The organism is Thermaurantimonas sp. (genome assembly GCF_046299575.1).
Lineage (GTDB): Bacteria > Bacteroidota > Bacteroidia > Flavobacteriales > Schleiferiaceae > Thermaurantimonas.
Genome location: NZ_JBKBHX010000005.1, coordinates 41591 through 62061, shown reverse-complemented (window position 1 = coordinate 62061; position 20471 = coordinate 41591). Strand labels below are relative to the sequence as shown.

The following is a 20471-nucleotide window of genomic DNA, read 5'->3' as shown; positions in this document are numbered from 1 at the left end:
GTTACTCTACGAGTGAAAAATCAATTTGTTTGCGTTGCAAATCGGCTTTTTTGACTCGTACGCGCACTTTATCGCCGAGTTGATATTTTTTACCTTTTCGAGAACCAATGATTTGATAGTTTTCTTCGTCGAAGATGTAGTAATCATTTTTAAAGTCGCCAATTCGGATCATTCCTTCGCATTTGTTATCAACTAATTCGACGTAGACCCCCCATTCTGTTACACCTGAGATTACACCTTCAAATTCTTGTCCCAATTTGTCCATCAGGTATTTTGTCATCATGTATTTTATGGAGGCGCGTTCAGCATCGGTGGCGAGTTTTTCGCGCAGTGAGGCATGTTTGCAGCGCTCTTCCCATTCGTTGCGATTTTTGGCCTCGCGTCCTTCGAGGTGCATGTGCAGTATTCTGTGCACCATTACATCGGGATATCGTCGAATCGGCGATGTAAAGTGAGTGTAATAGTCAAAGCCAAGACCGTAATGTCCTCTGTTTTTTGTGCTGTACACGGCCTTAGCCATAGAGCGTATGGCCAGAGTTTCGATGAGATTTTGCTCGGGTTTACCTTTTACAGACTCGAGCATGGCATTCATGGTGTGTGTGATCTGCTTTCTGCTCGAAATATTTAGCCTGTATCCAAATTTTGACACAAAATTTTGAAGCTCAAGGAGTTTGTCTGGGTCTGGATCGTCGTGTACGCGATAGACCATAGTGCGGCCAGAGGCTTTGCCTTCAGGGGTGCGACCGACTTCCATAGCGACGTATTTATTGGCTAAAAGCATGAATTCTTCAATGAGGTGATTGCTGTCGCCAATCGATTTTTGGTATACACCAGTGGGATTACCTTTTTCGTCTAAGTGGAATTTTATTTCAGACTTGTCGAAGCCGATAGAGCCAGCTTTAAATCGCGCAGCTCTTAATTTTTTTGCGATGTGATTTAACGTGTTGAGCTCTTCTGAAAAATCACCATTGCCAGTTTTTAGAATTTCTTCAGCTTCTTCGTAGGTAAATCTTCGATTTGAATGTATTACCGTACGGCCAAACCATTTTGAAAAAATATTGCCGTTATTGTCCATTTCAAAAATGGCGGAAAAGCAGAACTTGTCTTCGTTGGGACGCAGGGAACAGAGGAAATTTGATAACTTTTCAGGAAGCATAGGCACAACTCGGTCGACTAAATAGACCGATGTTCCCCGTCGATAGGCCTCATCGTCGAGTCTTGAACCGGGTTTTACATAATAAGTGACGTCGGCGATATGCACACCTACTTCCCAGTGTCCATTGTCGAGCTTGCGCAGCGAGAGTGCGTCGTCGAAGTCTTTTGCGTCCGTTGGGTCGATCGTGAAGGTGGTGATCCCTCGCAAATCTCTACGGCGTGCTATCTCTTTGGGGTCGAGGGTTTCAGGAATTTGTTCTGCCTCGCGCTCTACATCTGGCGGAAATTCGTATGGTAGATCAAATTCAGCAAGAATGGCGTGAATCTCTGTTTCGTGTTCACCCGGCTGGCCGAGTACTTTAACAATCTTCCCGAATGGACTGGTAGCGAGCTCTGGCCAGTCTGTGAGCTCTACAACCACTTTGTCGCCATCTTGAGCTCCATTTCTAAATTCTTCAACGATATAAAAATCGGTGTACACCTTTTTGTTATCAGGCACGACGAAGCCATATTTTTTACCGGCTGCCACATAGGTACCTACAAATTCTTTTTTGGCTCGCTCAAGTATTGAAATCACTTCACCGTGTGGCAATCCCTTTTTGAGATAGGCATATATGGCTACTTCCACACGGTCGCCGTTGAAGGCGTGGTTGAGACTATCGCGATGGATGAATACATCGCGACTGCGCGATCCATCGGGCTCCGGGTCGGGTATTAAATAGGCGTGACCAGCAGAGGTTATTTCAATAACACCGGTCACAGTGTGTGCTTTTGGACGGTACAAGTACTTGCCATCGGAAAGTGCTTCGATAAGCTTTTCTCCCACCAACTCGTCGAGACATTGTCTTACATGTTGCCTGACGATTTTTGAGCTTATACCAATTCGGGCGCTTATTTGTCTGTGATTCAGAGGCCTTCCGGCTTCAATGCTGAGTGTTCTCAGTATTTTTTCTTTAAGTTCTGTGTAGTCAATTATTTGTACCGGTTTCTTTTTTTTCTTGCTCATTAGTTGTGTTTTTTTCGACGTGTAGAATCTTGCTTAAAGCTCTACCGTCTTTTAATACAATGGTTATTTCTTGGTTTTGAGTTAATTGATTAATGTTTTTGATTGCTTCATTGTCGGCCAAAAGGTACGCATAGCCTTTTTTCAAAATGTTTTCTGGATGTTGAATTCGAATTATTCGTGAATAGGTTTGTAACTCTTTGTGCTGCTTTGATAAATAGGCGAAGAAATTTTTTCTCATCTTTTCAATGGCCTGGGTTATTACTGTTGGGAGCCATTGAAGAGCCTGGTGAGTTGATAAATGTATGTTTTCAACGGTTTGTTCGATTGTTGAATGCATCGATGAAAGTTGTCGGGCACACGAGTTCTGTACGCGAAGCAGTGTATTGTTGAGTTTGTTTTTTTGCTGTTGGATGCGCAATGAGGTGTATTTGCTGATGCTATCTGCCGTCCAAATCAATTCGGATTCGCGTGTTTTAAAAATGTCGAGATAATACTCTGCAAGAGCTGTAGGGGTAATGGCATTGTGATAAGCCACCATTTCGGCCACAGTAAGGTTGGTGGAATGGCCAATACCGGTAAGCACGGGAATAGGGAAGGTGGCAATGTCGCGACAGAGGTCGTAGTTGTTGTAGCAAGAGAGGCCTGCTTCGCCACCGCCCCCGCGAATGATCATAACCATGTCGAACTCCGATGCTACGCTTTGTATCCTACGCAACTGTTCGCGAATGGTGCTTACGGCACCTTCGCCTTGCAGTAAAGCGGGAAACATCAGGAAGAATAGCCCGTAGTACTGAATGTAGGGCTCAACTACCTGCCTGAAGTCAGCCCACCCTTTGCTGGTCTCTACAGATATGATTGCAACATTTTTTGGAAGCTCACGCAGTGATTTCTTTTTGTTTGAATCAAAAATGCCTTCGTTCCTGAGCCTCTCAATGGTTTGGAGTTTTTCTTTTTCAATGAGTCCCAGACTGAAGGTGGTATCGATCTGATGAATGCGCAGGCTTAATCCATATACGGGATCGTAGGTGATGGAGGATTCAAAAAGAATTTCAATACCTTCAGTAAGTGATTGATTAACGTCGCGCTGAAAGGCTGTCTGGATCTTTAACAAGTCGCTTTTCCAAATGATGCCCCGGAGCTGTGCTACAATGCGGCCGTCGTCTTTTTGCACCAGGTCTGGATAGGCGTGGCCACTGTATTTGTAATAATTGAGTTTCATGAGCTCAGCTCGCACCCAAAAGCGGGATGTGTAGCGTGCATCGAGTGTTTTTTTAATGCTATTGCATACCTCAAGCAGCGAAAAGATTACTTTATCACCGGTTGTCTCGGGCATTACTGAAAAATGACAATTGCTTAATGCAAAATAAAGGGAATTTTCAGTAAAATACTGAATTTGTTTTGCTTAGATATAAAGTTGTTCAAAACTTTTTATTAAAAAATTTAAATCTCGGTTTGCATGAAATAATTTTTTACTTTTGTTGCAATTTAAACTTAACTTAATATGAATTCCAGAGACAAAAAGCGCAGAAGTAGCGTTGGAAGGCTGCGTCCTAAAAATGTCTCTGCTTCGTCAGACGCTCAAGAGAATGAGTTGGCCGAGAAAGTAGTCGTGATCGGTGCTATAATCATTATTTTATTTATTGCTTATTTCCTGAGCAGGTAGCCTTCTGTTCTTTTTTTGCAAAAGCCCCATTCTAAAAAGTTTTGAATACCCAATCGCCAGGTTTTTTGGTTATGTTGGCCATTTTCAATTTCTAAATAGTGTATTTCGTAATAGGGCTTGTAACCTGTGCAGCAGAGTTGGGCGATGAGGTCGAGTTGGTCGTCGATTACATCGATTATTCCGTTGTTGTTGCGGTCATCTTCTTCTTCCTGTGTGCCGGCCATAAACCAGAAGCGGAGTCCGGGTTTAAAGCCCTGCTTGCGCACCATTCGGTGAATGATTCTGTCTTTTTTTTCATCGAAACCTCTGAAATAGGCTTTTTTTCGCCACCAGAAGGAGCCGCTAAAGCAGCCTGCCAGTCCGAATACAGAGGGATTTTGGTACACAAGGTCGAAAGCCGACAGTGCTCCCATCGAAAAGCCCATTACAGCGCGCTTCGAACGGTCGCTGGTAATGTCAAAGGTGTTGTAAATCGAAGGCAGCAGCTCTGAGAGGATAAACTTGTGATAGGCGCCAGCTCCTTTGCCTCGCTTTAAGTAATCAGCACTGTAGATGGTACCGTATTCGTGCAATCGATCAGCCGCGTGAATCCCCACTACCAGTGGTGTTTTATCGGGATGTTTGTGATAAAACGTTTCTAACTCGCTTTTGAGATGCAGAGCATCCGCATCTTGTCCATCGTTCATTAGCAGTAAGCCAAGTGAACCTTTGTGCTCAGGCACATAGAAATCGATGCGCACCTCTCGCCCCAAGCTTTTTGATGTGATGCTGCGTCTTTCAACAGCAATTTGTGATTTTAGAATAACATTCCTCATTTTAGGCTCTTTTAACGATAGACCAGTCAAAGTAAAGGAATTTTGCACGATAAAACGAATGTATCTATGCCAGTAGCAGAATGGTTTATGAATATCGATGATTTGGACTTTGTAACCGACCGTTTGGCGCGCTTCTTACACCTCTCGCCTGAAGTGGCTGATTTTGTGATTCTGCTGATAGATTTAGCTATACTGTTTGTAATCACCGGCCTGGCCTACTTGATAAGCAAACGGCTACTGCTGCGCATTTTACACCGGATTGTATCGCGTAGCGAAACGCAATTTGACGATATTTTACTTGAAAAAAGGGTTTTTAATGGCTTGGCGAATCTGGTGCCGGCCATCATAGCCTACTACTCGCTTCCTCTGCTGCTTCGCAACTATGCCTTTATGACCAAAGTCGTGGAGGCGGGCATAAAGATTTATGTAGTGGTACTCATTGTGAGTGTAGTGCACAGATTTTTAAGGGCACTTGAGGTGATCTTTCTTGGCATTGAGAAGTATAAGGACAAGCCGGTTAAGAGTTACTTGCAAGTAGCTGCCATCATCAATTACATTGGAGGGGGTATTCTTTTAATTTCTATTCTTACAGGTACGGATTTCAATAGCATCCTCCTCAAGTTGGGTGCTCTTACAGCTGTATTGCTATTGGTGTTTAAAGACACTATCCTGGGGTTGGTAGCCTCGATTCAAATATCAGCAAACGAACTGCTGAAGGTAGGCGATTGGGTGACTGTAGACAAGTATGGAGCCGACGGTGAAGTGATTGAGATTAACTTGACTACCGTAAAAATCCGGAATTGGGATAAGACTATCACTACAGTACCTACGTATGCTTTCATCTCTGACAGCTTTAAGAACTGGCGGGGCATGCAGAGTGCCGGTGTTCGTCGCATAAAGCGCTCTCTGTTCATCAATCTGAATACGGTGAAGATTTGCGACCAGGAGATGATCGATCGATTTAAAAGCTTTCAGCTCATCACACCCTACATCGAGGAGCGCCTTCAACAGATCGAAGAGTATAACAAGGCCAATCATATAAATACATCACATCCCATCAATGGCCGGCAGATGACAAATCTCGGCGTATTCAGGCAATATGCATTAGCATACATTCGCAGCAAGCCCGACATTGCTACGGCTGAGCCGATACTGGTGCGGCATCTGCAGCCGACCGAAAATGGATTGCCTCTGGAAATTTATTGCTTTACTACGCACACTGCCCTTCTTGAGTATGAGATGTTGCAGGCCGACATTTTCGACCACTTGATAGCGGCCGTGCGGTTTTTTGATTTGGAGTTGTTTCAAAATCCAACGGGGATGGATTTTCGCTTAATAGCTAAAAATTGAAATAAGGTGGCTTATGAGGTTAAGGATTGTTTACTGTTGGAAGGTTTTAATACACCGATAAATACGAAGCAGATAGAGTTTTGAGTTGTGTAAGTGGGGCTTTTTGGAGTTTTTTAGGTATTAAAAAATGAAGCCTGGGTGGATAACTGAAATTTGTGTGACTTGAGTGCCATAGAAATAGAATGTGTAGTGTTTGCATAAGAATATAATAGAAAAGCTATTTATGCGTGAGGGATAGGAGCGGATATGAGCCGCAGCGTGTGGGCTGCAGCACTCTGGGAGTGGCTGGCTGGCCCGAAGGGCAGACAACACCGCCCAGATAGTGCTGCGCCCACGTGCAAGGCGAATATGAGCGGATAGCCCGACCCGAACGACTGAGCGAAGCGAATGGAGTGAGGGGCACGCCCAAAAGAAAAAGAGATTTAACAGGTGTTGAAAAATCTTTCTGATGGTTGTTGTGGCAATGCATTATTTTAATCGAAATAATTGATTTTCAAATTTAAACATAAAAAATACTGACTTTCATATGTTTCTTATTTTCGATTCTGAAACAACTGGATTCCCAAAGCGTTGGGACGCGCCGATTACGCAGCTCGATAATTGGCCGCGTGTAGTGCAGATCGCATGGCAGCTTCATGACGAATGGGGCAATCTGCTGGAGCACGAGGGCATTATCGTGAGTCCTGACAATTGGGAGGTGCCCTACGATGCAGAACAGGTGCACGGTATTTCTACTGAATTAGCCCGAAAGGTGGGAAGACCTGCCAGTGAAGTGTACCAGAAATTTCTGGAAGTAGTGGCAAAGGCGGATGTGATCGCCGGGCACAACCTGCAGTTTGACATCAATGTGATTGCCTCAGAGCTCTACAGATATGGGTATAACTATGAGCTGCTCACCTCTAAAAAGCGGCTGGATACCTGTGACGAAGCAACGGCTCTACTGACCAAGTTGCCCGGCGGAAAAGGAGGGAAGTTTAAGTTTCCGAACTTGACTGAGCTGTATTACTACTTGTTTGGTGAAACCTTTGCAGAGGCACACAATGCTACGGCCGATGTAGAGGCTACGGCTCGTTGTTTTTTCGAGCTAATTCGTCGCAAGCACTACTCTGAGCTTCAGCTGAATAAGGCAAAGGGCTTTTTAAATGAATTCATTAAGCATAAACCTCAGCCCTTTGCGCTGTGGGGGATCAAGCACCAGAGCTTGAAAAAGGCAAGTGCTGAAGTATCATCAACACCTGCGACAGTTGAGTGGGCGCCAGTAGCTGCTATGGATGCCGGAAAGTTGGGAGGATTTTTTCACCTTTTCAACAAGACGCGTTTTTCCATTCTCTCATCGACCATTGAGGTGAGTGATTTGGTACAAAAGGTGGCTGAAATGAATCTGCCCGCAGTGGGAATAGCCGACACAGGAAATATGATGGCGGCATTTCAGTTTGTGTCGAAACTAAATGAGGTAAATGCCAGCCGGGCCGAAAACCAAAAAATAAAAGGTGTAATCGGTTGTGAACTCGAACTGGTGAACGATCTGGCTGCCAAAGGATACCAAGAACGCAATCCGCGCATTGTACTCTATGCTAAGAACAAAGCTGGCTATGCAAATCTTTCGAAGCTGGTTTCGATCGCAAATACAGAGGGATTCTACTACAACCCGCGCATTGACAAAAAGCACATTACGCAGTACAAAGATCATCTGATTGCCTTGTCGGGAACGCTGCAAGGCGAGATTCCTCAACTGATTTTAAGCCAAGGAAAAAAGGCCGCTGAAGAGGCTTTACTGTGGTGGAAAGAGCAGTTTGGCGAAGATTTTTACGTACAGCTGAATCGCCATGGATTGGACGAGGAGCAACACGTAAACCAAATATTACTCGAGTTAGCGCGCGAGCACGGGGTAAAGGTGGTGGCGACAAACAACAACTATTACTTGAACCCCGATGAATTTGAACTGCTCGACGCGCTGATTTGTGTGCGCGATGGAAATCTGGTTTCGGATCCGATTGGCAAGGGTAGGGGGTTTCGCTTTGGCTACACGGTAAACTCGTACTACTTCCGCTCACCAGAGGAGATGGCTGAGTTGTACGCGGATGTGCCTGAAGCTCTGTACAATCTGGCTGAGATTGCCGAAAAGGTAGAGAATTACGATCTGAAGCGCGAGGTGCTTCTGCCAAAATTTGAGATACCGGATGATTTCAAAGATCCGGAAGACGAAAAAGACGGTGGTAAGCGAGGTGAAAATCGCTACTTGCGCTATTTGACATACGAAGGTGCCAAAAAGCGCTATCCTGTTTTAACCGACGAAATACGCGAGAGGCTCGACTTTGAGCTCGAAACCATTGAGAAGACCGGGTATCCGGGATACTTTTTGATTGTGAGCGACTTCTGCCGTGCAGCGCGTGAGATGGGCGTTATCGTGGGGCCGGGGAGAGGTTCGGCAGCCGGTTCGGCAGTGGCATATTGCATAGGCATCACTAATGTGGACCCCATAAAGTACAACTTGCTCTTCGAGCGTTTTCTTAATCCGGAGCGTGTGAGCTTACCTGATATCGATACCGACTTTGACGACGAAGGCCGGGAAAAAGTGATCAAATATGTAATTGATAAATACGGAGCCAATCAAGTGGCCCAGATAATCACCTATGGCACTATGGCGGCAAAGAGCTCAGTACGCGACTGTGGTCGCGTGCTGGGTCTTTCGCCGGCAGAGGTGAATGCGCTTTCGAAGAAAGTACCTTCCTCCCTCTCACTGAGCGAATTGTTTAAAATCGACGAAAAAGACCTCAGAGATCGGTTGCGTGGCAACGAACTGCCCGGTGCACTGGAGATAAGACAACTCTACAACTCTGAAAAGCTAGAAGGCAAAGTGCTACGCATGGCCGAGAAGCTCGAAGGTGCACTGCGCAACACGGGAATACATGCTTGTGGCGTAATCATCACACCAACTGATGTGCGCAACCTGGTGCCGGTGGCCCGTGCCAAGGATTCGGACATGTGGTGTACGCAGTTTGACAACAACATTGTGGAATCTGCTGGCTTGCTGAAGATGGACTTCCTTGGGCTTAAAACCCTGACTATCATAAAAGATGCCTGCCGGATGATTAAAAAACGCATTGGCATCGACATCGATCCCGATCAGATTCCACTCGATGACCCTATTACTTATGAGCGCATTTTTCAAACAGGTGATACCATAGGAGTATTTCAGCTGGAATCGCCAGGCATGCAGAAGTACTTGCGTCAGTTGCGTCCTAACACTTTCGAAGACATCATTGCCATGGTTGCCCTTTACAGACCTGGTCCGATGGAATACATCCCTGACTTTATCGATCGCAAGCACGGCCGTAAACCTATCGAGTACGATCTGCCTGAAATGGAGGAGTACCTGCGTGAGACCTATGGCGTAACTGTATATCAAGAGCAGGTGATGCTGCTTTCACAAAAGTTAGCTGGCTTTACCAAAGGCGAGGCAGATGTACTGCGCAAGGCAATGGGTAAGAAACAAAAAGCTGTGCTCGACAAGATGAAGCCTAAGTTTATCGACCAAGCCACAGCCAAAGGATTTCCGATAGAAAAGCTGGAAAAAATCTGGACCGACTGGGAGGCCTTTGCTTCCTATGCATTCAATAAGTCACATGCTACTTGCTATGCTGTGCTGGCTGTGCAAACGGCCTTTCTAAAGGCACATTATCCGGCAGAGTTTATGGCATCTACCATTACGCATTACCAAAACGACGTAAAGACCATCAGCTTCTACATGGAAGACTGTCGACGGCATAAAATTCCTATTCTCGGCCCGAGTGTAAATGAAAGTGATATGAACTTTTCAGTAAACGCCAACGGCGAAATACGCTTTGGATTGGCTGGAATGAAGGGTGTGGGCGAAGGCGCTGCACAAAACATCATCGAAGAGCGCCAAAAAGGCGGTTCATTTAAGTCCATCTTTGACTTTGTAGAAAGGGTGGATCAGCGCACAATCAACAAGAAGGTGATGGAATCGCTTGCTTTAGGTGGAGCGTTTGACGACTTTTCAGAATGTCATAGAGCAACATTCTTTGAGGGAGGCGATGGCAAGTCGTTCATTGAAACTTTATTAAAGTACGGCCAGTCCTTTAAAAGTGCGATGGCGCAGGCACAGATGTCGCTTTTCGGCGATTTGATGAGCGAAAGCATTCAGAAGCCCCCTATACCTACTATAGAGCCGTGGACTACTTACTACGCCCTACAACGCGAAGCTGAAATCAATGGCTTATATCTCACAGGGCATCCCTTAGACGATTACAGAATTGAATTTCAAAGCTTTGCCAATACCACTACCTCAGCGTTGGCTGAGCTTGAAAATTTTATAAACCAGGAAATACGGGTGCTTGGAATGGTAAACAATTACATCCTTGATGAGGATAGAAACGGCGAACGTACCTGTCGTTTCGAGCTCATGGATTACGAGGGTACATATACGTTCAGACTGCGCAGTCAAGCATACAATAAGTTTGGTCACTTTGTACAAAATGCTCAAGTAGTGATGGTTACTGCACTTGTAAAACCTCCCTACCAAAGAAATGATGGTCAGATTGGTCAACCTTATATCGATATTATCAACATTGAGCCTGTAACAGAACTAAGTGCTAAAGCACAGCGACTGAACATCTATGTGAAACCGGAGAGTTTAGAAGAAGAGGTGGTTTCGAGCGTTTACAAAACCCTTTCTAAAAATCCTGGGGACAAACTCTTGCGCTTCATCATCGAAGACGATAATTCGGGAATTAGCGTTCAAACCCTTTCGAAGTTGAAAGTAAAAATCAATCGGGCTGTAGTGTATGAGCTTTCGCAAATACCGGATATAAAGGTGTTTTTGAATTGAAAGAAAAATTTAATACTGATACAGATAAGATTACTGTTTTATGATACGAATACTGCATTAAAAGAGAAAAGGCCGTCAAAAAGCGACGGCCTTTTTTTTTAATTGTTTGATGTTCAGTCAATAAAAAGGATTTATTGACTTACTTTCACCATTTTCGCTCCTTCAATGATCTCATCGACTACTGCCGGATCGAGTAGGGTAGTTGTATCGCCCAGATTGCTGACGTCGCCTTCAGCCACCTTGCGCAGGATGCGACGCATAATCTTGCCGGAGCGCGTTTTTGGCAAGCCTGATACAAATTGAATTTTGTCTGGTCGGGCGATTTTACCAATAGCCGCTACTACCGATTCGATGATTTCAGCTTCTACCAGATCTGGATTTGTTACCGGCTCGGCTGTTACTACAAAGGCATAAATGCCTTGGCCTTTAATTTCGTGCGGATAGCCAACTACGGCTGATTCTACAACCTTTTTGCAGAGATTAATTGCATTTTCAATTTCAGCTGTACCAAAACGATGGCCGCTTACGTTAATCACATCATCTACGCGTCCAATGATGCGATAGAGACCATTTTCATCGCGACGGGCACCGTCACCAGTAAAATAATATCCTTTAAAGGCTGAAAAATAGGTTTGACGACAGCGCTCGTGATCGCCGAAGGTAGTGCGAAGCATGCTTGGCCAGGGGTGCTTGATACAGAGGTAGCCTTCCACGTCGTTACCTTCGATTTCGCGACCATCGGCATCTAGTAAAACAGGTTGAATGCCTGGCAATGGTTGGCCAGCATGGGCAGGCTTTAATTTAGAAATGCCTGCAAGGGCAGAGATCATGATGCCACCTGTCTCCGTCTGCCACCAGGTATCTATTACCGGGCAGCGCTCCTTGCCCACGTGGATGTAGTACCAGTTCCAGGCTTCTTCGTTAATGGGCTCGCCCACAGAGCCAAGTACACGCAAAGAGTCGAGCGAGTAGGACAGTACGTGATCAAGTCCGGCAGCCATTAGCGACCGTATGGCTGTAGGAGCCGTATAGAAAATGTTAACGCCGTATTTATCGATAACTTGCCAGAAGCGACCAGCGTCGGGATAAGTAGGTATGCCTTCAAACATAAGGGTAGTAGCCCCGTTGAGCAGTGGGCCATAGATGAGGTAAGTGTGCCCGGTTATCCAGCCTACATCAGCCGTACACCAGAAGACGTCAGACTCTTCGTATTGAAAGGCGTTTAAGAAGGTGTAGCCGGCATAGACCATGTAGCCGCCCACAGTGTGTACCACACCTTTTGGCTTACCGGTAGAGCCTGAGGTGTAAAGGATAAAGAGCATGTCTTCAGAATCCATTGGCTCGGGCGGGCATTCTTTACTGACGTGTTGTAGCTCCTCATGTAACCACACGTCTCGACCTTCGACCATATTCACTGCCCAGCCAAGGCGTTCAGTTACAATTACGCGTTTAACGGTGTCGCATCCCATAGAGATGGCTTCGTCAACGACGCGTTTTACCGGTATTTGTTTGGCACCTCGGTTTAGGCCGTCGCTGGTGAGTACGGCTACAGCGCCGGCATCTTTGATCCGGTCAGCCAGCGATACTGCAGAGAAGCCTGCAAAGACCACGGAATGGACAGCGCCTATGCGCGCACATGCCAACACAGCTATGGCCAACTCCGGAATCATGGGCATGTATATCGCTACACGGTCTCCTTTTTTTATACCGTTGCGTTTTAGCACATTGGCGTATTGATTCACGCGTTCATAGAGCTCGCGATACGTGAGGCGCACAAATTTTTCTTTAGGATCGTTGGGTTCCCAGATGAGGGCGAGTTTATTTCCGCGTTTTTTTAAGTGGCGGTCGAGGCAGTTGTACGTTATGTTGGTTTTACCTCCTATAAACCACTTGACCGAAGGCGTATAAAATTCCCATTCGAGGGTTTTGTGCCAGGGTTCAAACCAGTGATACTCCTTTGCAATTTGATCCCAGAAACCTTCAGGATCTTCTACGCTTCGGCGGTAGGCTACTTCGTACTGTTCGGGCGATGATATTCGAAAGTTCATCATGGTTTTGGGGGTTTTTGGGGTTACTTATTAAAGTTTTCCGTTTTTATGTTGATCTTCAGCTTGTTCATGTTGGATAGCATCGGCGAGTAGCTTGATTTTTTCCATCAAATGTTTGTTTGAGAAGGGTTTAGTGATGTAAAAATCAGCCCCCATTGCCAAACCGCGCTCGATATCTTCTTGCTTGCTTTTTGCTGATAGAAAAATAACGCGCACATCGGCAGTGTCAGGTTGTGTTTTGATGCGACGGCATACCTCGAAACCATCTACATCAGGCATCATAATGTCGAGCACAGCAATATGTGGATGTTCATTAGCAGCTATATCAAGTGCTTCCTGTCCGTTGCGCGCAATAAAAAGTTGATAACCCGCCTTTCGAATAAGAAAGTCAAGTGACATAATAATGGCAGGTTCGTCGTCAACAATCAAAATTTTAATGACAGAATTATTCATAATGTTGAAAATGAATAGGTAAGGTAATGCAAAACCGAGCACCTGGGAGTTGGTCTGAATCTTCTACCCAAATGCGTCCGTGATGCAGTTGAATGATTTTTTTACTAATTGCTAATCCGAGACCTGAACCTTTTGGCTTACGAATAGTTTGGTTTGGGGCTTGATAAAATTTTTCAAAAATCACTTGACGAAGCTCTGGCTTTACGCCCGGTCCATTGTCTGAAATATTGATTTTAATCTGATTGTCAATTACATATCCAGAAATAAAAATTTCGCCTTTTTCAGGTGGACAGTGTTTGATCGCATTGCTTAGCAAGTTTAGAATTACTTGAGTAATTCGGTCGCGATCGCCCCATATATCGGGCAGACGCGCTAAATCAGTACGAATGGTGATTTTTTTCTGGTTGAAAATTTCTTCTAAACTATGAACACATTCCTGAATAACCTCACTAATGTCAAATTTATCAATTTCCAGCTTGTGTTTTCCGCTTTCGAAGTTTTCGAGATCTAAGACTTGAGCGATGAGGCGGCTCATTCGGTCAGTTTCGCGACTAATGGTAGTGAGGTACTGTTGTCTTAGGTCATCAGGCAGGTCCTGATTCTCACATAAAATTTCAACCAGCGATTTAATAGCAGTAAGTGGGGTACGCAATTCGTGCGTTACCGTATACAGAAACTCATCTTTTCGTTCGTCTTGTTCCCGAAGTCTTTTGTTGGCTTTTTGTAGTTCGGTAGTAGCTTTTTGCAGTTGTTCGGAGGCACGTCTGAGTTCTTTGTTAAGTCTAATAAGTTCTTGCGATTCTTTTAAAATTTCAACCACCTCATCGAGGGTGATTTTTTCTTCTCTTGCAATTGAGCTGATAAGCAGTCGTGCAGAGCTGCTTCCGATTACGGCAGCAAGCGATTTCTCAGCATAATTTACAAGTCGCGCATCGGCTGGTGAATCATCGATCACAGAAATATCGTTGTATCGGTAAACAAACTGGCGAATGATGGCATCGGTTTGGTGCTTGCCAAGGAATCGATCCAACAGCTGCCGCACATCGCGCACCTTTACCGAGCCCTTCCACACAACTGACTGTTCGACGGCTGAGCCATATTTAAAAATCTGAGTAAAAATTTCAGCCTGATTAACCTCTGATAAATCAGGTTTATATCGCAAGGAAAGTACAATAAACAGCCCGACATTGAACAGCATACTCCAAAAAAATGCAACGCCTATAGGCGAAATGTTCGACATTCCCATAAACTGCTGTGGCGAGAGAAAGCCTAATCCCACAGAAGCCAAACCAGCTTCAAATACTTTCAGAATTTCTGGTGAAACGAAAGATGGCAGCAAGAGAATGTAAAACCAAATGAAAAAGCCAGCGATTAAACCACCAATAGCACCACGTTTGTTAGCTTGCTTCCAGTACATACCCCCTATAGCACTTACTGCAAACTGCGATACTGCGGCAAAAGAGATTAGCCCGATTGATACCAGGGAATATTTACCCGATAAAAACCGATAATACAAAAATGCCAAAGCAAGTATGGCGATGATTGAGAAACGGCGGGTGTAGATGGGAATTCGATTCTCTGCCGGGAAGAGTTTTTTTAACCCTTCATTGCGAATAAATGCCGGAATTAAAATATTGTTGCTAAGCATTCGGCTAAGTGCAGCCGTACTAACGATAATCATACCTGTAGCTGCCGAGAAACCGCCGATGAAAGTAAAAAGTGCCAATCCAGGCATATCAAATTTCATGGGAAGGGATAGAATGTACAATTCAGCATTTTGATCGGGCAGCCATTTATTACCTGCTGCAGCAATGGGCACTACGAATAAATTGATAAGCATTAGGTAGAGAGGAAAAAGCCACGCGGCTTTGTCCAGTTGGCCTTCGTTGTCGTTTTCCACAATACCCATTTCAAATTGGCGAGGAAGCATCAAAAAAGCGAGGGCTGAAAACACCATCATAGCAAACCAGCTGAAATATTCCGTTGAATCCTCTGTATCCGAATTCGAAAAATACCGCTCTATATCGCTGAGCTGACCGTCAATTCCCGGTTCGAAGGCATAGAAAGTTACAAACAAACCTACAATTAAAAAGGCCAAGAGCTTAATGAGCGATTCGAAGGCTATTGTAACGACAAGACCGTCATTCTTTTCTGATGTAGCGATGCGACGAGTGGCAAAAAGCACAGTGAACAGCCCAAGTAATGCAGTTAAATAAAGGGCCGGATCTCGCACGATTGGCAATGGGTTAGGTGATGTATCATAAGCCGTTATTGCCTGGTAGCCCAAGGAAATAGCCCGGATTTGTAAAGCGATGTAGGGCACTATGCCCAGTACGGTAAGTAGAGCAACTAAGTTTCCTGTGGCTACTCCTTTGCCGTATCGGGTTGTGATAAAATCAGAAACAGTGTTGATTTTTAGTGATTTGCTTATTCTGAGCATTTTCTTATACACCACAGGCATCGTTACAGCTACCAATGTGGGGCCGAGGTAAATGGTTAAAAAATCTAAACTGCCGCTCGCAGCACGGCCTACTGATCCGAAGTATGTCCAGCCGGTACAATACACGGCTAAGCTTAATGAATAAACATAAGGACTGGAGGAAAGCAATACAGCTAGGGTTTTTCGACGGTCAATGAATGCAGCTATGCCAAAGAGCAAGCTTAAGTAAAGGGCCATGCTGACTACTACAATAGCTGTATTCATTGACTCGATATTATTCTGAGGTTTTTGAATTAGTCAATTTTCTTGTCAGAAATACAATCACAATCCAGCTACCGAAAAAGTACAACATTTTCTTCCATATTTCCCCGTTATTCATAGCTGAGGTCATTAGGGGGTAATTCCAGAGCAGAAATCCTCCTGCGGCTAAAAAAATTAGGTAAAGATTGCGTTCAGAATAGTTCATGTTTAAATGGCTTTTATAATAAATCGGGAAGCACGTGCTCGTGCTTCCCGATTTAGAATTTAATGAACATGAGCTTCACTAGCACCTTTGGGAATTCGGATATCTTCTACCAACTCTTGAATGTGTAGAGGTGGGGCAGGTGTGAACTTGCTGACCACAAAGGCCACCAAAAAGTTAAGTACCATACCAAGTGTGCCAATACCTTCGGGAGAGATACCAAACCACCAGTTGTCAGGTGTATTTGCTTCAGGATTAATGAATTTAAAGTAAACAATGTAGGAGAGTGTAAACACCAGCCCTGAAATCATTCCAGCAATAGCGCCTTCTTTGTTCATGCGTTTTGAGAAAATGCCCATGATGATGGCAGGGAAAAACGATGACGCAGCAAGACCAAAAGCGAAGGCCACAACCTGAGCTACAAATCCGGGAGGATTGATACCGAAATAGCCAGCAATCACCACAGCAAAGATGGAAGCTATACGAGCTGAGAGCAACTCGTTCTTTTCGCTGATATTCGGAGCAATGGCATTTTTTAAAAGGTCGCGACTAATGGCAGTAGAAATCACCAGAAGTAATCCGGCGGCAGTACTCAAGGCAGCAGCCAGACCTCCAGCGGCTACCAGACCTACAACCCAGTTTGGAAGTCGGGCAATTTCAGGATTGGCAAGGACCATGATGTCCTTATCGATGGTGAGCTCATTGGAAGCAGGGTCTTTGCGATACTGCACTTTGCCGTCACCATTCTTATCCTCATATTTTATAAGTCCTGTTTTACCCCAGTTGCCCACCCAGGCAGGGAGCTGATCTACAGGCTTGTCGTTAATGTTGTTGATCATATTGTACATGCCAAAAGCACCAATTGCCGGAGCTGTGGTGTAGAGAATCGCAATAAAAACCAGCGCATAGCCGGCTGATTTACGTGCATCGCGCACTTTGGGCACAGTGAAAAAGCGCACAATGACGTGCGGCAAACCAGCAGTACCTACCATGAGAGCAGCAGTGATGAAGAACACGTCAATCATAGGTTTGCTGCCATCAGTGTAAGCATTAAAACCCAATTCAGTGAGCAGGCCATCGAGCTTGTCGAGCAGATATGTGCCATCTGAAAGCGTGCTACCGAATCCCAACTGAGGAAGCACGTTGCCTGTAAGTTGAAGACTTATAAATATTGCCGGCACCATGTAGGCGAAGATCAAAACGCAATACTGAGCTACTTGCGTGTAAGTGATGCCCTTCATACCGCCCAGCACAGCGTAAAAGAGAACGATCACCATACCTATGATTACACCGGTGTTGATATCTACCTCCAAAAACCGGCTAAATACTATACCCACACCACGCATTTGACCGGCCACATAGGTAAAGGAGATAAATATGGCTGCAATCACTGCCACCAGACGAGCAGTCTGCGAGTAATAACGGTCACCTACAAAGTCGGGAACCGTGAATTTTCCAAATTTGCGTAGGTAGGGTGCGAGTAGTAGTGCCAGCAACACGTATCCACCTGTCCAGCCCATGAGATACACAGAACCATCATATCCCATAAAGCTAATCATTCCGGCCATTGAGATGAAGCTGGCTGCACTCATCCAGTCAGCAGCAGTAGCCATACCATTAGCTAAGGGCGAAACACCTCCTCCGGCTACGTAAAATTCTTTGGTAGATCCAGCCCTCGACCAAATAGCTATACCGATGTAGAGGGCAAAAGTGATTCCTACGATGATGTAGGTCCAGGTTAAAATATCCATAGCTTTAATTTTTTAAAGGTTAATCTTCGTTTACTTCGTACTTTTTATCCAATTCGTTCATCTTGCGCACATACAAAAAGATGAGCAGAATGAAGGTGTAGATAGATCCTTGCTGTGCAAACCAGAATCCAAGTTTAAAGCCGCCGATCCGCATAGCGTTAAGTGCATCTGCAAAGACAATGCTCAGCAGGTACGACACAGTAAACCAAATGACGAGCAGAACGGAAAGATAAGTGATGTTCTCTTTCCAGTACTTTTCGAGTGTTGCGTTCTTTTTCATGTGTTTTGGGTTTTTAAAGGGTTATAGAAAAACTTGAGTTTGAAGAATTAATTCACTTTTAAAGCCTTCTTGTCGATTGCCATCGCCATCAGGTATGTGGGGTCTGGCCGAATATTGCAGCGTAATTTTTGCGTGATGACCAGCAATGAAGTAATTTAAGCCAACATCAAATGAATGTACAGGATTGCCGATGCGCTGCAGATTGTGCAAAGTGTAAGCTCCAAAAAGCTGAATTCTATCCACACTGGCTTTGGTGTTTGGATAATGGTTTAATATCGGTTGACCATTGGAATCGACGGATTGCTTTTGCTTTTTTGACAATACATTTTTTGGCAGCAGGTATCCAACTTGAGTATACCAAATTTGGCCGGTACCAACTAACGGTCGGGTATTTCCGAAGCCATTGATGCTCACAGGACCGGTGTAGCTCGGATCTTTTATAACGGAGGCCTCATTCATTATTCCTACTGTTCGGTAATAATTCGGCCCCCAGTTGTGATTATAAAGTACCGAATATAGCGTAACTGCCTGGTTTGTAGAACCTCCAAAAGGTACATCAAGAAATACATCTAAACCTGCTACATTAGCTGCATTGCTTTGTACTACTGTGTCTTCGCCTCTCAGAGTGTAGTGTTTAGTGGCATTTGGCATCGTTTGAAAACCGGCACCCACGTTGAAAACTTTTTTCGTTCCTACATATGTACCTACTGTAAAGGGCAAGACGTTTGATTCTTTGTCTAAAAATTGCCACATTACATAGCCCGACTTAATCCAGCTGTTTGATCCAGAGTTGTTTTCTACGGCTCTATTGAGAATGGGTAAACCGTTAGTCGCACGCGGCAGATCCAATGTAGTAGCAAAGGGTCTAGAAATATGTATGCGGTAATCGAGGCGATCAAACACTTTACCCTTTGCATATGCACCAAAATAGCGAGCAAATTGATCAGCGAATTCAATGGTAAACCAATTGAAGATCGGAGCATCTACGGCCATGAAGTTCAAAGTACTGGCGCTGGTCATGCGTGATACTCCGTGCCAATAGTGTAATCCCGTTCCTATGTACAGTGAGTTTTTGTTGGGTTTTTTGGTTTCCGGATTTACGGTGGGTATTACTGCATATTCATTCCATACGTCGTGGAAGAAGATGCCGGGTTTTTTTCCGCTGGTGTAGGTACCGCCGTTACCAGTCATACCTCCCATCGGAGCCCCTCCATTTATAAAGGTTTGGTTGTTAATACCGAAATGGGTCAGGATCAAAAAACGGTGATTTATTTGGGCATATGCGAGCATACGCGCTCGTCGAATGCCAAGGTCATAGTGCCACGTAGTAGGTTGTCCATTTACAACCGAACCAGGATTTAGCTCCATGGCTCTGGTCCAGATCTGATTCCAAATGATGAAGCGCACATACTTCGATCCGCTTTGGTCGATGTTAATTTTGAGACCCGAGCCATATTCTTCTGAGCCTTGACCATAGGCCGCTAGGCTCAATATCAGGCTAAAAAAGATGATTTTGAGGGGTTTTTGTGCTTTCATGTGTTTTGGGTTTTTGGGGTATTGTGTTTTTTTTTGGCTAAAGTACCCCTGTTGAATTCTTAAACTAAATTTAACATATATAAAATGTAAATAGTATATATCAATCTCTGAAGCGATCCCATTTTATTACCATAAACTTGTCACCCACTTCCGTAATGATTAACCCATGCCCTTTGATACTCTCCCTTTCTGCAATGAAATCTTTGAGTTCTGAGTGACTTAAAATTTTGTAAGAAGGATGGTAGCGAATGTCTTCAAGCCTTTTTACGCCATATTTTTTTACCCAATTCATAACCGTAACGTGGCTGACCCCCAATAACCGCTCGATTTCGCGATAGCTCAGTCCTTCCAGATAGAGCTGCAAACCTTTTACAATGTAATAATCATCTATTGTTTTACCCATTTTTGCAACCGTGTAGTAGTAGCCACACGATTTGCACTTATATCGCTGTCTTTCAGATACTACGCCGGCTTTCACTACTATCGTTGACTGACATCGCGGACAAGGTGATTGTATTTTCGACACCATGTATATATATTTTTTTTTGCATAAATATATAATTTTAGCAAAATAATCAAAAAGAAAGTTAATTGATTTTTTTAAAACATTGATTATCTGATAAAAAAGCAATTTGTGCATCGATTTCTGACAATTTGCC

15 protein-coding genes are annotated in these 20471 nt (G+C 44.5%); 3 read left to right on the top strand and 12 right to left on the bottom strand.

From position 1 onward, the window contains the following. Nucleotide 1: 1 nt before the first annotated feature. The gene (rnr, locus tag ACK4EX_RS07840; RefSeq protein WP_409771482.1) at nucleotides 2-2161 is read right to left on the bottom strand and encodes a ribonuclease R; all 2160 of its coding nucleotides are present in this window, start codon (nucleotides 2159-2161) and stop codon (nucleotides 2-4) included. Next, a complete protein-coding gene (gene xseA / locus ACK4EX_RS07835; protein WP_409771480.1) occupies nucleotides 2124-3494 on the bottom strand; it encodes an exodeoxyribonuclease VII large subunit in 1371 nt (456 codons plus the stop codon). Before xseA ends, rnr begins: the two co-directional genes overlap by 38 nt. 168 nt (nucleotides 3495-3662) lie before the next feature. Between xseA and ACK4EX_RS07830 the strand changes: the two genes are divergently transcribed. Beyond that, a complete protein-coding gene (locus ACK4EX_RS07830) occupies nucleotides 3663-3824 on the top strand; it encodes a hypothetical protein (protein WP_409771479.1) in 162 nt (53 codons plus the stop codon). Here the strand turns inward: ACK4EX_RS07830 and ACK4EX_RS07825 are convergent. Continuing rightward, nucleotides 3806-4639, bottom strand: a complete 834-nt coding sequence (locus tag ACK4EX_RS07825; RefSeq protein ID WP_409771477.1) for an alpha/beta hydrolase — start codon at nucleotides 4637-4639, stop codon at nucleotides 3806-3808. The two genes, ACK4EX_RS07830 and ACK4EX_RS07825, sit on opposite strands and share 19 nt — an antisense overlap. Before the next feature lie 66 nt (nucleotides 4640-4705). Here ACK4EX_RS07825 and ACK4EX_RS07820 point away from each other — a divergent pair, with 66 nt between their 5' ends. After that, nucleotides 4706-5989, top strand: coding sequence for a mechanosensitive ion channel family protein (locus tag ACK4EX_RS07820; RefSeq protein ID WP_409771475.1), 1284 nt, complete (start codon nucleotides 4706-4708; stop codon nucleotides 5987-5989). 217 nt (nucleotides 5990-6206) lie between these two features. On the opposite strand, the gene ACK4EX_RS07815 is transcribed toward ACK4EX_RS07820, so the two are convergent. Then, nucleotides 6207-6398 carry a hypothetical protein gene (locus ACK4EX_RS07815; protein ID WP_409771473.1) on the bottom strand — a complete coding sequence of 64 codons (192 nt, stop codon included), beginning with the start codon at nucleotides 6396-6398 and terminating at the stop codon, nucleotides 6207-6209. A 117-nt stretch (nucleotides 6399-6515) separates the two neighbouring features. On the opposite strand from ACK4EX_RS07815, the gene dnaE reads away from it, so the two are divergent. Beyond that, nucleotides 6516-10841: a DNA polymerase III subunit alpha gene (dnaE, locus tag ACK4EX_RS07810; protein WP_409771470.1), complete on the top strand. Its 4326-nt coding sequence runs from the start codon at nucleotides 6516-6518 to the stop codon at nucleotides 10839-10841. 131 nt (nucleotides 10842-10972) lie between these two features. Here dnaE and acs read toward each other — a convergent pair whose 3' ends face one another. The 8 genes from acs to ACK4EX_RS07770 all read right to left on the bottom strand — a co-directional run bounded on the left by acs (nucleotide 10973) and on the right by ACK4EX_RS07770 (nucleotide 20341). Further along, a complete protein-coding gene (acs, locus tag ACK4EX_RS07805; protein WP_409771468.1) occupies nucleotides 10973-12892 on the bottom strand; it encodes an acetate--CoA ligase in 1920 nt (639 codons plus the stop codon). 27 nt (nucleotides 12893-12919) lie between these two features. Then, on the bottom strand, nucleotides 12920-13342 hold the full coding sequence (locus tag ACK4EX_RS07800) for a response regulator transcription factor (protein ID WP_409771465.1): 423 nt from the start codon (nucleotides 13340-13342) through the stop codon (nucleotides 12920-12922). Next, nucleotides 13335-16046 (bottom strand): ATP-binding protein, encoded by a 2712-nt coding sequence (locus ACK4EX_RS07795; protein WP_409771463.1) that lies wholly within the window; start codon nucleotides 16044-16046, stop codon nucleotides 13335-13337. The genes ACK4EX_RS07800 and ACK4EX_RS07795 overlap by 8 nt, the downstream gene beginning before the upstream one ends. 10 nt (nucleotides 16047-16056) lie before the next feature. After that, nucleotides 16057-16248: a hypothetical protein gene (locus tag ACK4EX_RS07790; RefSeq protein ID WP_409771461.1), complete on the bottom strand. Its 192-nt coding sequence runs from the start codon at nucleotides 16246-16248 to the stop codon at nucleotides 16057-16059. Between the two features lie 59 nt (nucleotides 16249-16307). Then, a complete protein-coding gene (locus tag ACK4EX_RS07785) occupies nucleotides 16308-17996 on the bottom strand; it encodes a sodium:solute symporter family protein (protein ID WP_409771458.1) in 1689 nt (562 codons plus the stop codon). A 19-nt stretch (nucleotides 17997-18015) separates the two neighbouring features. After that, nucleotides 18016-18276, bottom strand: a complete 261-nt coding sequence (locus ACK4EX_RS07780) for a DUF4212 domain-containing protein (RefSeq protein WP_409771457.1) — start codon at nucleotides 18274-18276, stop codon at nucleotides 18016-18018. 21 nt (nucleotides 18277-18297) lie between these two features. Beyond that, entirely contained in the window at nucleotides 18298-19812 is a 1515-nt protein-coding gene (locus ACK4EX_RS07775; RefSeq protein ID WP_409771456.1) for a porin, read from the bottom strand. A 100-nt stretch (nucleotides 19813-19912) separates the two neighbouring features. After that, entirely contained in the window at nucleotides 19913-20341 is a 429-nt protein-coding gene (locus ACK4EX_RS07770) for a helix-turn-helix domain-containing protein (protein ID WP_409771454.1), read from the bottom strand. Between the last annotated feature and the right edge of the window lie 130 nt (nucleotides 20342-20471).